Genomic DNA, 14,620 nt, shown 5'->3' with positions numbered 1-14,620 from the left:
GGGCGACCGCGCCGGGTACGGACCCGTCCGGCGGCGGCCCGTCGGCCGCAGCGCCGCCGTCGGTCGCCTCGGCCGGTGCCGCACCCACCGCCCCGCGCCGCGGGCGACCCGCCGTGCTCCTGGACCACGGCGGCGTGATCACGCTGTCCACCCCGAAGCCGTCCCGGAACGAGGAGGTCGGCGCGCTGATCGTCGAGCTCTCCGAGCGCATCGGCCACCCGATCGACCTCCCCACCGCCGCGCGTGCCGTGGCCGACGGCTGGGAGCGGCACCGCGCCCGCAAGCGCGCCCGCGACGGCCGCGCCCTGGACGCCCGTGACCTCGACACCGCGGCCGACCCCGCGCACCGCCACGACGAGATCGACCCGGCCGTGCTGTGGGGCGACCTCGTGGGGGAGGGGCTGCCCGAGCCGCTGCGCGCTGCGCTGCGCCTGGACGGCGCGCAGCTCTCCCTCGCCCTGCACCGCGCGAAGTCCCTGCCCGCACCCCGCCCCGGCGCGCTCGAGCTGATCCGCTGGTGCCGCGAGCAGGGCATCGTCGTCGGCATCGTCTCCAACACGATCTCCGGCCGCGGCGTGCGCGAGATCCTCGCCCGCTACGGCGTGCTCGCCGACCTCGGCCCCTCCGCCTACTCCGACGAGATCGGGGTGCGCAAGCCCGGCCGCGAGATCTTCGAGGCCGCGCTCGCGGGGCTCGAGACCGAACCCGCCGATGTCGTCTACGTCGGCGACAAGACCGTCAACGACGGCCGCGGCGGCAAGGACGCCGGCATCGGCACCGTCTGCCTGCTGCGCGGCGGCAAGGACTCCGACGAGTCGCTCGAGGAGGCGCTCGCGAACGGTCTCGCCGACCACCTCCTCGACTCCCCGGACGCGCTCATCGAGCTGCTCGTCGAGCGCCTGCGCGAGGCCGCGCGTCCGTCGCCCGCGGCGGAAGCGCGCAGCACCACCCCCTGATCCCGGTGCCCGCGCGGCACCGTCGTCCCCCGTCCCCTCGCCGACCGTCCCTGCGACCCGCTTCCCCGGCCGCAGTCCGTCCAGCTCGCCCCGAACCACTCGAAGGAGACCCCCGTGACCACCCAGAACCCTCCCCGTCCTGCCGAGGACGAGCGCCGCGGCGCCCTCCGCGGCACCATCGACGGGGTGCGCAGCGCCCAGCTGTCCACCTCGCAGAAGCTCATGATCTTCGTGCTGTCGATGTCGCTGTTCGGCCTGTCGAACATCATCCTGGAGATCATCCCGGACCCCTCGATCGGCCCCGTCGACATCTCCGTGTCCTACATGGTGTTCGTGCCGCTGACGATCGCGGCGCTGTTCTCCCCGTTCTGGGCCGCGCTCGGAGCCCCGCTCGGCGAGATCGTGTTCACCGACCTGCTGATGGGTGACTTCTCCGGCCTCGCCGAGGTCGAGGGCTACCTGCAGATGTTCCTCGCCGTGTTCATCGCCGGCTCCCTGATCCGCAACCCCCGCTCCAGGGGGCAGATCGCGCTCGGCGCGATCGTGCTGGTGCTCGTGGACAAGATCCTCTCCGCGATCGTGGACCTCTCCAAGGTGTGGATCGGCGTGGAGGACGCGGAGTTCGTCGAGGGCCTGCCCGAGTCGATGCTGGCGCTCGAGCTCCTCGGCCTCGGCGTGGACGTGCTGATGTCCGGCATCCTGCTCGGCGCGATCCCCGCGATGTGGCTGATCCCGGCGCTGCACGGGAAGATCGAGCCGCTGATGGGCATGCGCCCCCGCGTCCCCGGCGAGCCGATCCCCGGCCAGGCCCGGATCTCCGGCACCTTCGTCGGCTTCGCGGTGCTGCTCGGAGTGACGAGCTTCGGCTTCGCCTTCCTCGAGGCGTTCGACATCTCCGCCGGTGCCTTCGAGCCCGACTTCATCGACCGGTTCGGCGACTGGTTCCCCCTCGTCTCCGTGCTCGCGATCGCCGTGGTCCTGGGGATCGCGATCCTGCTCTTCCGCCGCGCGCAGTCCTCGCGGGAGACCGCGGACCGCGCCTGAGCGACGACCCCAGAACCCGGAGACCCTGATGCAGACCGTTCCCCCGACCACCGCCCCCGCCCCGGCACCCGCCCGCGACGGGAGGGCGGAGCCCGTGATCCGCGTGAAGGACCTGTCCTTCCGCTACCCGGGCACCGACCGCGACACCCTGCGCAACGTCGACCTCACCATCGAGCGCGGCGACTTCGTGGCGGTGGTCGGGGGCAACGGCTCCGCCAAGACCACCCTGTGCAAGACCTTCAACGGCCTGGTCCCGCACTACTGGAACGGCGACTTCGCCGGAAGCGTGCACGTGGACGGGGTCGACACCTGGGACTCGTCCGTCGCGGAGCTCTCCAGCCGCGTCGGCTACGTCTACCAGGACTTCCAGAACCAGCTGGTGCGGCCGACGGTCCGCGACGAGGTCGCCTTCGGGCCGCTGAACTTCGGCCACGCCGACTACCGCGAGCGCACCGACGAGGCCCTCGAGCATCTCGGCATCGCCCATCTGCGCGACCAGTTCGTGTGGCAGCTCTCCGGCGGCCAGTCCCATCTCGTGGCCCTCGCCGCGGTGCTCGCCCTGCGCCCCGCGGTGATCGTCGTCGACGAACCCGTCGCCGAGCTCGATCCGGCCCGCGCCCGCGAGATCTACCTGCGACTGCGCGAGCTCAACGAGCGCGACGGCATCACCGTGATCACCATCGAGCACCACGCCGAGTTCATCGCGGAGTTCGCCCGCTCCGTGGTGCTGATGGCCGACGGCGCGCCCGTCTGGCACCTGCCCGTCCAGGAGGCGATGGACCGCCACGCGGACCTCGCCGCCCACGGCGTTCCCGCCCCGGACGCGGTCGCGCTCTCCTCTGCGGTCGGTGCGCGCCCGGTCGCGCTCGACGTCCCCTCCGCCGCCGCGGCCCTGCGGCCGGTGGCGCGAGAGCGGCCGGCGGGGAAGGCCGTCCCTGGAAACGCGCCTGCCGCCGGCGGGCCCGGCCGACCGCCGACCCGTGACGGGGCCGCCGATGCTGCTGCGCACGCTGCGGCCGACGGGTCCGCAGCGCCCGCCGAGATCGTCGCCACGCTGCGCGGGGTCCGCCACGGCTACCGCTCCGTCGCCGGCGACCTCTCCACCGTGCTCGACGACCTCGACCTCGACCTCCGGGCGGGGGAGCGCGTGGCGCTGGTCGGCACCAACGGCGCCGGCAAGACCACGCTGATGAAGCTGCTGACCGGCCTGATCGTGCCGCGCGCGGGCACCGTCACGGTCGACGGGATCGACACTCGCACTCGCTCGGCCGCGAAGATGGCCGGCCACGTCTCCTACCTCTACCAGCACCCCCAGCAGATGTTCCTCAAGGACACCGTGCGCGAGGACATCGCCCTGTTCCCGCGTGGGCGGAAGGTGCCCGACGCGGAGGCGATCGTCGAGAGGATCATCGAGGACGTGGGACTCTCGGCCCTCGCGGACCGCGACGGACGCTCCCTCTCCGGCGGCCAGCAGCGCCGCGCGACGCTCGGCATCGGCCTGGCCATGAGGCCCTCGCTGCTGCTCCTGGACGAGCCGACCTCGAGCCTCGACATCCGCTCCCGCGACGACGTCACCGCCATGCTCGCCGCGCTCGCAGAGACCGTGCGCTGCGCCGTCGTCGCCACCCACGACATGGAGCTCGTCGCCACCTGGGCGAGCCGCGTCCTCGTGCTCGACCAGGGGAAGGTGCTCGCCGACGTCACCCCGCGCGAGCTCTTCTCCCGCCCCGAGCTCACCGCCCGCACCCGGCTGGTCCCGCCGCAGGCCGCGCGCATCGCGCTCGAGCTGGGCCTGGATCCTCTGCCGCTGACCGCGGCCGAGCTGCGGCAATGGCTGCCGGAGCCCGCCGGAGCCGCTCGCGAGTCCGGCCCGTCGGCCGCGCCCGCACCGCCGTCTGCACCCGCGGCGCCGGACCCGTCGGCCGTCCCCCTCGGCCCCACCGCGAAGGAGGTGCGCTGATGGCGCGCAAGACCCACGACGTGCTCAGCGTCGACTGGATCCGGCTCGAGCTGCTGCGCACCGCGTACTCGACCCGCGGCGGGCTGTTCTCGAGGATGGATCCGCGGATCGTGCTGGCCTGGTACCTGCTGATGGCGATCGCGCCCTGGCTCACCCATGACACCGGCGTGCTGTTGGTGCTGTTCGCGCTCGGCGTCGTCTCCGTGGCCCTCGCCCGGGTGGGGCCGCTGGTGCTGGGGCTGTTCCTCATCGGCCTGCTCGGCAACGTGATCGGCCTGTTCGCGGCGTCGTTCCTGTTCGGCGGGAACCTCGACACCCTCGTCGCGCTCGCCGAGCTGAACCTCAAGCTCGGCGCCGTCTCCATGGCCTCGATGGCCGCGTTCGTGTCCCTGGACCCGGAGAAGCTCTCCGACGCGCTGCTGTGGTTCCACGCCCCCGAGCTGCTCGCCTTCGGCGTCAGCTACGGCTACCGGATGCTGCCGATCCTTGTGGACGAGTACGTGACCGTGTTCGAGGGACAGCGCCTGCGCCACGCTCCGGTGGACAGGCCGGGCCTGCTGGGCTGGCGGGTGGTGTGGCAGTGGTGCGTCCTCGCCGTCACCGCGTTCTACCCGATCATGCTCAACACCGCCAAGAACGTGCGCACGACGGTCGAGGCGCTCGAGACGCGCGGCTTCACCTACGGTGCCTCGAACCCTGCCGGACGCTCGCTGCGGCTCGCCTACCTGCGCATCTCGGTGCTGGACCTCGTGGTGCTGCTGGTGAGCGCGGCGCTCGTCGTCGCCGCCTTCCCGCTCGGCGCGAGGATCTCCGGCCTCGTCTGAGCCCGTACCCGGCCCCGGTCGCCGTGGCCTCGTAGGACCGGGGCTACCCAGAGGCATCCCGTCCGAGCTGTCGCTATGGGGTCACCATTGCGACAGCTCAGACGGGATGCTCGTGGGCCGCGACGGGATCCGAGGCGCGGGGCACGGATCCCGGGGGTGAGGCTCAGTCCTCCTCGGGCGCCTCGGGGTGGCTGCGGAGGTTGACGACGGCGGCGACGAGGCCGCCCCAGACGGTGACGATCGCGACGATCATCATGACGATGGCGGGGACGGACATGATCCCTCCTGGGGAACGGGCCGGTGCGGGACCGGCGGTGAGTCGTGCGGGCCGGCGCGGTGCCGGCGGAAGACGGGTCGGGCGGTCGGGTGGGGAGGAGTCGAGTGCAGCTCGCCGGGGACGAGGTGCCGGGCGGATCGCCGCCCGGCACCTCGCACCTCAGAGCCCGGCGGAGCGCAGCTCGTGAGGCGTGGTCGCCTCGGGCGTGGTCACCAGGCCCTTGCCGGAGACGACCTCGGGGGCGATCGGGTCGCCGTCGGAGTCGTCCTTGTACAGGTTCGATCCGGCCGGCCACGGAATCAGCGAGAGGATCACCGCGACCACGACCAGGCCGATCGCCATCAGCCAGCCGAAGGTCAGCACGAACCAGCCCGGATAGCCCTCATAGGTGCCGTCGGCCGAGAGCAGGCTGATCGTGCTGATGATCAGCGAGACGCCGAGCACGAGCGGCGCGATGATCGCCACGCACGCGTACCACCAGCGGCCGATGTGGAAGGAACCGCGGAAGTTCAGGTGGTCGCGCAGGGCGGGCATGCCGCGGACCACGAAGGCGACGATCAGCGAGGAGACCAGCGCCGCCGCGACGATGCCGTACTCGTTGACCCACTTGTCCATCACGTCCAGCAGCGGCAGCCCCATCGTGGTCGAGAACAGGATCGTGGAGACCACCGCGATCGGCACGCACACCAGCAGGGTCGAGGAGACGCGGGCGAGGCCGAACTTGTCCTGGACCGCGGCGATCACGACCTCCACGATCGAGATCAGCGAGGTGAAGCCCGCCAGCACCAGCGAGCCGAAGAACAGCACGCCGATCAGCGCGCCGGCCGGGGCCTCGGAGATGATCGTCGGGAAGGCGATGAACGCCAGGCCCACACCGGCGACGACCACCTCGTCGACCGCGACGCCCTGGGCCTGCGCCATGAAGCCCAGCGCCGAGAACACGCCGATGCCGCAGAGGATCTCGAAGCTCGAGTTCGCGAACCCGACCACCAGGCCGGAGCCGGTGAGGTCGGTCTTCTTCTTCAGGTAGGAGGAGTAGGTGAGCATGATGCCGAACGCCACCGACAGCGAGAAGAAGATCTGCCCGTAGGCGGCGATCCACACGCCCGGATCGGCGAGCGCGGCCCAGTTCGGGCGGAAGAAGGCGTCCAGGCCGTCGACCGCTCCGGGCAGGAACACCGAGCGCACCACCAGGATGATGAACATGACGATCAGCAGCGGGATGAACACGACCGCGCTGGCGGAGATGCCCTTCTGCACGCCGAGCGCCATCACCACGATCACCGCGACCCACACCACCAGCATGGAGATCAGCACCGCAGGGACGTAGTCGAAGGAGATCGCCACGTCGGCCCCGCCGAGAGCCTGGGTGTACTCGCCGAAGAAGCCCGCCGCCCCCTCGGGGTGCGAGTCCCAGCGCTGGTCGAGGGAGAAGATGGTGTAGTTCGTCGCCCACGCCAGGATCAGCGCGTAGTACAGCGCGATGATCAGGGCGATCAGCACCTGCCACCAGCCGATGAACTCGGTCCAGCGGCGGAAGCGGCGCCACGCCGCGGGGGCGGAGCCGCGCCAGCGGTGCCCGATCGCGTAGTCGAGGAAGAGCAGCGGGATGCCCGCGGTCAGCAGCGCGACGAGATACGGCAGGATGAACGCGCCGCCGCCGTTCTCGTAGGCGACCGCAGGGAAGCGCCAGATGTTGCCGAGGCCGACGGCGGAGCCGATCGCCGCGAAGATGAAGGCGGTGCGGCCGCGGAACGCACCGCGATCGGCGCTCCGGGTGGCGGCGCCGGCGGACGGGGTTGGTGCACTCACGATGAGCCTCCGGGTGAGCTGCGCCGGTCACGGCGCGGGGGAGAGAGGTCGACGACGTCGGCGACCCGGGGAAGACGCGCCGCCGGAGGGGACGACGGCACGGCGGCCGCGGGAGACGGCCCTGGACCGCAGGGATGGGCGGTCCGACGCACGGCGCGGTGCGGGATCGCCGCGGGGCACCGTGGGGGGATCGTACCGTCCCGAGGGATGGACGCGCGCGGGACGGGCGCGGCAGATCGGCTCCGTCCGCCCGGCGGCGCCCGGGCGAGCGGACCTGCCGGTGCGTCGGAGCTGCTGCGCCGACGCACCCGCGGTGATCACTCGCCGGGCGGCGGCGGAGGCGTCGGGGCGCCGACGGGCGGTGCGACGCGCGGATGGGTCGTCGCGGGGCGGGAGGGCTCGTCGGCCCCGGCCTGTGCCCCGGCTCCGACGGGGGCGCGCGCGGGCGAGGGATCCCAGCCCGTGTCCACTGCACGACGCTGCATGAGGATCGCGGCTCCCAGGAGCACGGCGCCCAGCACGATCAGCAGGACGATGCCGGGCAGCACCCCGGTGCGCGCCGAGTAGCCGATGAGGATGCCGAACCAGCCGAAGTCGGTGTCGCCGAAGGTGGTGTTCGCGGAGCCGAAGGTGCCCAGCACCTTCAGCAGCAGCGCCGGCAGGAAGGTGACCAGCAGGCCGTTGACGAGACCGCCCGCGACCGCTCCGCGCCGTCCGCCGGTGGCGTTGCCGTACACGCCCGCCGCGCCGCCGGTGAAGAAGTGCGGGACCAGGCCCGGCAGGATCAGCGCGAGGCCGAGCACCGGGCCGAGCCACACGCCGAGCACCAGCAGGCCCACGAGACCGCCCGCGAAGCTCGACAGGAACCCGATCAGCACCGCGTTCTGCGCGTAGGGGAACACGATCGGGGCGTCGAGGGCCGGGATCGCGCCGGGGACGACCTTCGCCGCGATGCCCTGGAAGGCGGGGACGAGCTCGCCGAGGATCGTGCGCACGCCGAAGAGGATCACGGCGACCGCGATGCCGAACTGCAGACCCTGGGTCACCGACTGCATGAGGTAGTTGCCCACCCCCGTCGCCCCGCCCTCGAAGGCGCCGAAGGCGGTCTCCTGTCCGGCCCGCGCGAGATACGCGACGGCGACCACGAGATACATCAGCACCATCGTCAGGGCGGTGGCCACCATGGAGTCGCGCAGGAAGCGGAGCGACTCGGGGACCTTGAGGTCCTCGGTGGAGCGGCTGCGCCCCGTGGGGTCGACGAGTCGGCCGACGGCGCCGGCGGCGATGTAGCCCGCCGTGCCGAAGTGACCGATCGCGATCGAGTCGTCCCCGGTGATCCGCCGGGTCCAGGGCTGGGCGAGAGCGGGCAGGGCCACCATGAGGATGCCCAGCAGCGCCGCACCGAGCACCACCACGACCACGGTCGGCATCCCGGCCGAGGCCATCACGATCGTGATCAGGGTGGCCATGAACAGCAGGTGGTGGCCGGTGAGGAAGACGTAGCGCAGCGGCGTGAAGCGGGCGAGCAGGATCGCGACCACGAAGCCGAGGATCATCAGCCACGCGACCTGGGCGCCGAACTCCTCCTGCGCGATGCCCGCGATCGCCTCGTTGGTGGGGACCACGCCCTGGGCACCGAGCGCGCCCTGGATCATCACTCCCAGCGGGGTGAGGGAGGCGGTGACGAGCGTGGCGCCCGCGCCGATGAGCAGGAAGCCGAGCACGGCCTTCAGGGCGCCGCCCGCGACCTGGCCGACGGGCTTGCGCAGCGCGACCAGGCCGATCGCGGTGATGATGCCGATGAGATAGGCGGGGACGGAGAGCACCTCGTTGACGAGGAACTCGGCGATCGTGACGAGCACGTTCATGGTTCTTCTCCGGAGAATTGGGGGACGGGGGAGGGGCGGCCGACAGGTCGGAGAGGGCGGACGCGTCAGACGGCGTAGATACGGCGCAGGGCCGCGTCGATCTCCGCCTGCGAGGTGAAGTTCTCGATCACCTCGACGCGCACGCCGACCTCGCCGAGGGTGTCCGCGATCGCCCCGGAGGTGAGGATCGCGTCGGAGTCCTTGGCGCGGCCCTTCGCAGAGATCGTGTCGGTGGCCTGGACGTCCAGATGCGAGGACCAGCCCCAGCGCTCCAGGACCTGCTCGGCCGTGTTCTTCAGGAACAGGCTGGTGCCCAGCCCATTCCCGCACACCGTGAGCAGGAGCTTCTTCGAGGGGACGGCGTCGGCAACGACCATGGCGCCCGTGCCGGAGCCGGTGTCGGTCCCAGCCTCGGCGCCGGACCGCGAGTCCTCTGCCGACCTCTCGCCCGGACCAGTGCCGTCGGCCCCGAGAGCTGCGAGCACGTCCTCTCGCGTCCGCGCCGCGTCGAGCAGGGAACGACGGGCCGGGTCGGCGAGCACCCCGGCGAGGGCCGCGAGCGCCTCGCGGTGCGCGGAGCTGTCCGCTGCAGCCAGCGCCATGACCAGCGTGACGGGGTCGTTGGCCGCGTTGCCGAAGGCGATCGGCTCCGCCAGGCGCACGAACGACATCCCCGTGCGATGCACCGACTCGTCGGGCCGGGAATGGGCGAGCGCGAATCCCGGCGCGATGACGATGTAGGGGCCGTGCTCCTCGACGGTGCGGATCATCGCCTCGGTGTAGGCGGGGTCGGTGGCGCCGGTGGAGACCAGCAGCTCGCCGGAGCGACGTATCGCCTCGCGCCAGTCGGCGGCATCGGCGTCCAGGAGGATCGCGGACGGGGAGAGCAGTTCGCTGAGCTGTGACATGTCAAGGGCCTCTTCTCACGAGGGCGACGCGGGGCGGGATCGAAACGCTACGCCTGAACCGTCGGCGATGGGGGAGCGCGCCTGACCCGGTGCGACGAGACCCACCCACCCTGCATGTCACGACCCCGCAACCGGAGGCATGCGCGCACGAGGAGACGGGCCCCGACCGTTACGCTCGGGCCCATGTCTGAACCGTCCCCCGTGCGGCTCGGGGCCACCCCGACCGAGCCGTCCACCGCCTACATGCACCAGCTCGACGAGGAGCGGGAGGCGGCGCTGCGCACGCAGTCCCACCCCGGCTCCGACCACACCGGCGCCCCGGAGGCGCTGCGCTCCCGGCTCGAGGAGGAGGTCGACGAGGCCGGCCCCGAGCTCATCGACCTGATGATCGACCTCGCCGAGCATCCCGAGGTCGCCTTCGAGGAGCACCGCTCCGCCGCCGCGATCGTGAGGATCCTCGAGGGCCACGGCATCGAGGCGCAGCTCGGCGCCCACGGCCTGGCCACCGCGATCCGCGCCGAGATCCGCGGCGAGGGCGCCGGATCGGCCGACGCGCCGACCGTCGCGGTGCTCTCCGAGTACGACGCCCTGCCCGGCGTCGGCCACGGCTGCGGCCACAACGTCATCGCCGTGATGGGACTGGGTGCCTTCCTGGGCCTCGCGGAGCTTGCGAAGAGGGACCCCTCGGCCGTGCCCGGGACCGTCGTCTACCTCGGCACGCCCGCCGAGGAGGGCCACACCGGCAAGGAGTACATGGCCCGCGAGGGCGCCTTCGACGGGCTCGACGCCGCGGTCATGGCGCACGGCTATCCCGGCTACGACCTGGCCGACCAGGTGTGGCTGGGCCGGCGCACCCTCACCGTCGAGTTCCACGGCCACACCGCCCACGCTTCCGCGCAGCCGTTCATGGGACGCAACGCCCTGGACGCGGCGAGCCTGATGTACCAGGGCATCGGCCTGATGCGCCAGCAGACCCCGCCCAGCGACCGCATCCACGCCGTGATCCGCGAGGGCGGCGAGCGGGCCAGCGTCGTCCCCGACCACGCGAAGCTCGACCTGTACGTGCGCTCCCAGCGCCCCGAGACCCTCAAGGACCTCTCCCGCCGGGTCGAGGACGTCGCCCATGGCGCGGCCCTGATGGCCGGCGTCGGCGTGACCGTCACCTGGGACCACCACCCGCCCTCCCTGCCGGTGCGCACCAACGACGCGCTGACCGGCCGCTGGGTCGAGGCGCAGCGCCGCCGCGGCCGCGACCCGCTGCCGCTGGGCGTGGTCTCCACGACCCTCGCCGCCTCCACCGACTTCGGCAACGTCAGCTACCGCCTGCCCGGCATGCATCCGCTGATCCGCATCGCCCCGGCCGACGTCGCCCTGCACACCCGCGAGTTCGCGGCCGAGTCCACCTCGGCCGCCGCCCGCGCGGCAGCGACCGACGGGGCCTACGGCCTCGCCGCGACCCTGCTCGACGTCCTCCACGACCCGGTGCTCGCCGCCGCCGTCGCCGAGGAGTTCGCGCAGGCCGGGGGTGCGATCGACGTGCCCTCCTTCTTCGACTGACACCGTTCCCCGACCGCCGTCGGCGGCCGAGGGACGAGCCGGCCGCGGGCGCCACTCGCCCGACCTCCGCCCCCGTCCCGGACCGTCCCGTCGCGCACCCCCTCCTCCGGCCCCGACCTCGAACCGCACCACCTGGGAGTCCTCATGAGCGCCACCCCCGCGCCCCCGGCCAAGACCGGACTGACCGACAAGATCCTCAACGGCGTCGAGAGGGCGGGCAACAAGCTGCCCGAGCCCTTCATGCTGTTCCTCATCCTGTTCGCCGTCACCGGCGTGGTCTCCACGGCCATGGCCTGGGCGGACGTGGAGGTGACGGTGCCCGGCTCGGACGAGGCTACCGTCATCAAGGGCCTGTTCACCGGTGAGGGTCTGACCTGGCTGACCACCACCCTCGGCGAGAACTACATCGGCTTCCCGCCGCTGGTGACGGTGCTGCCGATCCTGCTCGCGATCGGCATCTCCCAGCACTCCGGGCTGCTCGCCGCCGCGATCCGCAAGCTGTTCGGCTCCTCGCCGTCGTGGATGCTCCCCTACGTGGTGGGCTTCGTGGGCGTGGTCTCCTCGATCATGGCCGACTCCGCCTTCGTGGTGGTCCCGCCGCTGGCCGCGCTGGTGTTCAAGGCCGCCGGGCGACACCCCGTCGCGGGCCTGCTGGGCGGCTTCGCCGCCGCCGGCGCCGGCTACTCCACCAACATCTTCCCCACCTCGCTGGACGCCCTGTTCGCGGGGATCACCACCTCCGTGATGGACGCGCTGCCGGACTTCGAGTTCACCGCCGTGAACCCGGTCTCGAACTGGTTCTTCAACATCGCCTCGTCGCTGGTGCTCGGCTTCGTCGCCGGCTTCATCATCGACCGGATCCTGGAGCCGCGCCTGAACCGCCAGGGCATCGGCCGCGACGAGATCACCGAGGAGGGCGAGGTCGCCACCAGCGGCGAGAGCGCCGATCAGATGCGTGCCGAGCTCACCCCGGCGGAGAACAAGGGCCTGATCGCCGCCGTGATCGCCGCGGTGGTGCTCACCGCGATCGTGCTGGCGGCGACGCTGGCCCCCGCCTCGCCGTGGCGGAACGAGGACGGCGGCTTCCTGCCGAAGTCCCCGCTGCTGGACTCCATCGTGTTCCTGGTCGTCGCCTACTTCATCGTGCTGGGCCTGACCTACGGCATCGTGGTCGGCACCCTGCGCAGCACCAAGGACGCGGTCGCGATGATGACCGAGTCGCTCAAGGAGATGCTGCCCTTCGTGGTGCTCGCCTTCATCCTGGGCAACTTCATCGCCTTGTTCAACTGGTCCGGGATCGGCACCTGGATCGCCGTGACCGGCGCCGCCGCCCTCGAGGGCATCGGCCTGACCGGCTTCCCGGCCGTGCTCGGCTTCATGCTGCTGGCCAGCTGCCTGAACCTGTTCATCATCTCCGGCTCCGGCATGTGGGCGATCATGGCCGCCGTGTTCGTGCCGATGTTCGCGCTGATCGGCTACGAGCCCGCCTTCACCCAGGCCGCGTTCCGCGTGGGCGACTCCGCCACCCAGGTCATCACGCCGATGAACCCGTACATGATCGTGCTGCTGGGCATGCTGCGGAAGTACGAGCCCGGCGCGGGCCTCGGCTCGCTGATGGCGCGGATGCTGCCCTTCGTGGTCCCGTTCTGGATCGTGTGGACCGTGATCCTGGCGGTCTTCTTCTTCGCGGACCTCCCGCTCGGCCCGGGCAACGGGATCTTCCTCGGCTGATCTACAGGCTCTGCCGGCCGTGGGCCCGTCGGCCCGACAGCTTTTGCTGCCCCCAGGACCTATGTGGCGCGTCGCATCGGTCCTGCGGCTAGCAAAACCAGGGTCGGGGCGACACTGCGCAGCCGACGCTCCGCGCGACCGGTCGGTGCAGGCTTGAACCGTCAGTCCGGGGAGCGGCAGGATGGCCGGCATGAGCGAACTCGCCGACCGCCTCCGCGCCCTGCCGTCCTTCCCTGCGGACATGCCCGGCCTCGCCCCGGACTCCGTCCCCGAGGACCCGGCCGAGCTCTTCCTCGGCTGGCTCGAGGACGCGATCGCGAGCGGCGCCCGCCAGCCGCACGCCATGACCTTCCAGACCCTCGACGGCGGCGCGCCCGTCGGCCGCACCCTCATCCTCAAGGACCTCGACGCCCGCGGCCTGCACGTCTCCACCCACCGCACCTCCCGCAAGGGCGAGCAGCTCGCCGACGACCCCCGCGCCGCGATGACCTTCTTCTGGCCTGAGAGCGGCAGGCAGGTGCAGGTGGGCGGCGAGGTCGTGGCGCTGGACGAGGCCGCCTCGCAGGCCGACTGGGCCTCGCGCCCCTCCAACGACGGCTCCCCGAACCCGGACTGGCAGGTCTACGCGCTGCAGCCGGCCTGGTACGAGTTCACCCAGTCGCGGCTGGACCGCAAGCACGTGCGCGTCGGCTACCGGCGCGCGGGCAGCGGATGGACGCACGAGCCCGTCACCACGCCGGCGGGCTGACCGGCCCTGCCTCACCGCTCCCGGACGAAGCGCCGGTGCGTGCGGCCGTAGGCGTCGACGATCCCGTCGTCCGTGAAGCCGAGCCGGCCGGGGAGGTCAGCTGACGACCGTGGCGAGGCCCTGGCGTGCGTGGCGCAGCCGGTCGGGGGAATAGGCGGCGATGCCGATCTCCTGGGCGCGGCCCGGATCGGAGACGCGCAGGTTCCCGTTCTCGTCCTCGCCCTGGGCGACGACGAAGTGGCCGTAGTCTGCCCCCTCCTCGCCGAGCAGCCGGCCGTGGTGGACGTGCAGGATCACTACCTTGCCGCGCGCGGCGGCCTCCAGCCCCTCCTCGAACCGGGTGCGGGTGGCGCGGGCGCCCGCATCCCGCAGGCCGTTCTCGAGGTCGCCGAGATAGGCGCCCGTGTAGTCGACGGACTTCTTCTCCGGCTCGCCCCACGGGGACAGGCCGCAGCGGGCCCGCATCTCGATGACCGCCCTGCGGTTGCCGCCCACCGTCGTGCCCTTCTCGCCCGAGACGTAATGAGGGACCTTCCGGCCCGCGGCGACCAAGGCGATGACCGTCGAGGTGGGGCCGCAGTTCTCCGTGTCCCACGGTCCGGTGCCGATCTGGTCGACGACCACGAGGTCGCCGGAGGCATGGGCCTGCGTGGAGGCGAGCAGTCCGGCCGCGGTGAGGCCGAGGGCGCCGAAGCCGCGGAGCGCGGCGCGTCGGCTGAGGGTGCTGTCGAGCGGGCTGGGCAACCCGGTCACCTCCGAGGGATCGAGGGGAGCGACCGGGCGAGCCTCAGCGGGCGGTCTCGATCGCGCACCGTCCCCGCGAGACGCGACCGATGCGCCGAAATGAGCCCTCCACGGTGTGACAGTCTGCCCGCGCGCGGCAAGACGTGCGTGATCCACCGCTCGTGCGGCACGGACCACAACGGGGCAGGCGC

12 protein-coding genes are annotated in these 14,620 nt (G+C 72.2%); 7 read left to right on the top strand and 5 right to left on the bottom strand.

Annotated elements, in window-relative coordinates:
- The 4 genes from L3K22_RS15180 to L3K22_RS15165 form a co-directional block, all read left to right on the top strand.
- The coding region (locus L3K22_RS15180) for an HAD family hydrolase (protein ID WP_263312131.1) at nucleotides 1–956 on the top strand (956 nt) is incomplete at its 5' end.
- Between the two features lie 114 nt (nucleotides 957–1,070).
- On the top strand, nucleotides 1,071–2,000 hold the full coding sequence (locus tag L3K22_RS15175; protein WP_263312130.1) for a DUF8171 family membrane protein: 930 nt from the start codon (nucleotides 1,071–1,073) through the stop codon (nucleotides 1,998–2,000).
- 28 nt (nucleotides 2,001–2,028) lie between these two features.
- The gene (locus L3K22_RS15170) at nucleotides 2,029–3,960 is read left to right on the top strand and encodes an ABC transporter ATP-binding protein (RefSeq protein ID WP_263312129.1); all 1,932 of its coding nucleotides are present in this window, start codon (nucleotides 2,029–2,031) and stop codon (nucleotides 3,958–3,960) included.
- Nucleotides 3,960–4,784, top strand: coding sequence for an energy-coupling factor transporter transmembrane component T family protein (locus tag L3K22_RS15165; RefSeq protein WP_263312128.1), 825 nt, complete (start codon nucleotides 3,960–3,962; stop codon nucleotides 4,782–4,784). Before L3K22_RS15170 ends, L3K22_RS15165 begins: the two co-directional genes overlap by 1 nt.
- Nucleotides 4,785–4,947: 163 nt before the next feature.
- Here L3K22_RS15165 and L3K22_RS15160 read toward each other — a convergent pair whose 3' ends face one another.
- The 4 genes from L3K22_RS15160 to L3K22_RS15145 all read right to left on the bottom strand — a co-directional run bounded on the left by L3K22_RS15160 (nucleotide 4,948) and on the right by L3K22_RS15145 (nucleotide 9,649).
- Nucleotides 4,948–5,061 (bottom strand): methionine/alanine import family NSS transporter small subunit, encoded by a 114-nt coding sequence (locus L3K22_RS15160; RefSeq protein WP_082358729.1) that lies wholly within the window; start codon nucleotides 5,059–5,061, stop codon nucleotides 4,948–4,950.
- Between the two features lie 159 nt (nucleotides 5,062–5,220).
- Nucleotides 5,221–6,873, bottom strand: coding sequence for a sodium-dependent transporter (locus L3K22_RS15155; protein ID WP_263312127.1), 1,653 nt, complete (start codon nucleotides 6,871–6,873; stop codon nucleotides 5,221–5,223).
- 317 nt (nucleotides 6,874–7,190) lie between these two features.
- Entirely contained in the window at nucleotides 7,191–8,741 is a 1,551-nt protein-coding gene (ulaA, locus tag L3K22_RS15150; protein WP_263312126.1) for a PTS ascorbate transporter subunit IIC, read from the bottom strand.
- A 65-nt stretch (nucleotides 8,742–8,806) separates the two neighbouring features.
- Complete coding sequence (locus L3K22_RS15145) at nucleotides 8,807–9,649, bottom strand: PTS sugar transporter subunit IIA (RefSeq protein WP_263312125.1); 843 nt, start codon at nucleotides 9,647–9,649, stop codon at nucleotides 8,807–8,809.
- A 183-nt stretch (nucleotides 9,650–9,832) separates the two neighbouring features.
- Between L3K22_RS15145 and L3K22_RS15140 the strand changes: the two genes are divergently transcribed.
- The 3 genes from L3K22_RS15140 to L3K22_RS15130 all read left to right on the top strand — a co-directional run bounded on the left by L3K22_RS15140 (nucleotide 9,833) and on the right by L3K22_RS15130 (nucleotide 13,685).
- The gene (locus L3K22_RS15140; RefSeq protein WP_263312124.1) at nucleotides 9,833–11,206 is read left to right on the top strand and encodes a M20 family metallopeptidase; all 1,374 of its coding nucleotides are present in this window, start codon (nucleotides 9,833–9,835) and stop codon (nucleotides 11,204–11,206) included.
- Nucleotides 11,207–11,350: 144 nt separating this feature from the next.
- Nucleotides 11,351–12,937: an AbgT family transporter gene (locus L3K22_RS15135; protein WP_263312123.1), complete on the top strand. Its 1,587-nt coding sequence runs from the start codon at nucleotides 11,351–11,353 to the stop codon at nucleotides 12,935–12,937.
- 190 nt (nucleotides 12,938–13,127) lie between these two features.
- On the top strand, nucleotides 13,128–13,685 hold the full coding sequence (locus L3K22_RS15130) for a pyridoxine/pyridoxamine 5'-phosphate oxidase (protein WP_263312122.1): 558 nt from the start codon (nucleotides 13,128–13,130) through the stop codon (nucleotides 13,683–13,685).
- Nucleotides 13,686–13,781: 96 nt separating this feature from the next.
- Here the strand turns inward: L3K22_RS15130 and L3K22_RS15125 are convergent, their stop codons facing one another.
- Nucleotides 13,782–14,429: a cysteine peptidase family C39 domain-containing protein gene (locus tag L3K22_RS15125; protein ID WP_263312121.1), complete on the bottom strand. Its 648-nt coding sequence runs from the start codon at nucleotides 14,427–14,429 to the stop codon at nucleotides 13,782–13,784.
- Nucleotides 14,430–14,620 lie beyond the last annotated feature (191 nt).

Origin of the sequence: Brachybacterium atlanticum, assembly GCF_025669985.1 — a bacterium.
GTDB lineage: Bacteria > Actinomycetota > Actinomycetes > Actinomycetales > Dermabacteraceae > Brachybacterium > Brachybacterium conglomeratum.
This window is presented reverse-complemented; position numbering and strand designations above follow the sequence as displayed.

Coding starts and splice junctions, on each gene's coding strand:
- ulaA (WP_263312126.1), bottom strand. CDS start 8,741: ATGAACGTGCTCGTCACGATCGCCGAGTTCCTCGTCAACGAGGTGCTC.
- L3K22_RS15145 (WP_263312125.1), bottom strand. CDS start 9,649: ATGTCACAGCTCAGCGAACTGCTCTCCCCGTCCGCGATCCTCCTGGAC.
- L3K22_RS15170 (WP_263312129.1), top strand. CDS start 2,029: ATGCAGACCGTTCCCCCGACCACCGCCCCCGCCCCGGCACCCGCCCGC.
- L3K22_RS15160 (WP_082358729.1), bottom strand. CDS start 5,061: ATGTCCGTCCCCGCCATCGTCATGATGATCGTCGCGATCGTCACCGTC.
- L3K22_RS15140 (WP_263312124.1), top strand. CDS start 9,833: ATGTCTGAACCGTCCCCCGTGCGGCTCGGGGCCACCCCGACCGAGCCG.
- L3K22_RS15165 (WP_263312128.1), top strand. CDS start 3,960: ATGGCGCGCAAGACCCACGACGTGCTCAGCGTCGACTGGATCCGGCTC.
- L3K22_RS15135 (WP_263312123.1), top strand. CDS start 11,351: ATGAGCGCCACCCCCGCGCCCCCGGCCAAGACCGGACTGACCGACAAG.
- L3K22_RS15130 (WP_263312122.1), top strand. CDS start 13,128: ATGAGCGAACTCGCCGACCGCCTCCGCGCCCTGCCGTCCTTCCCTGCG.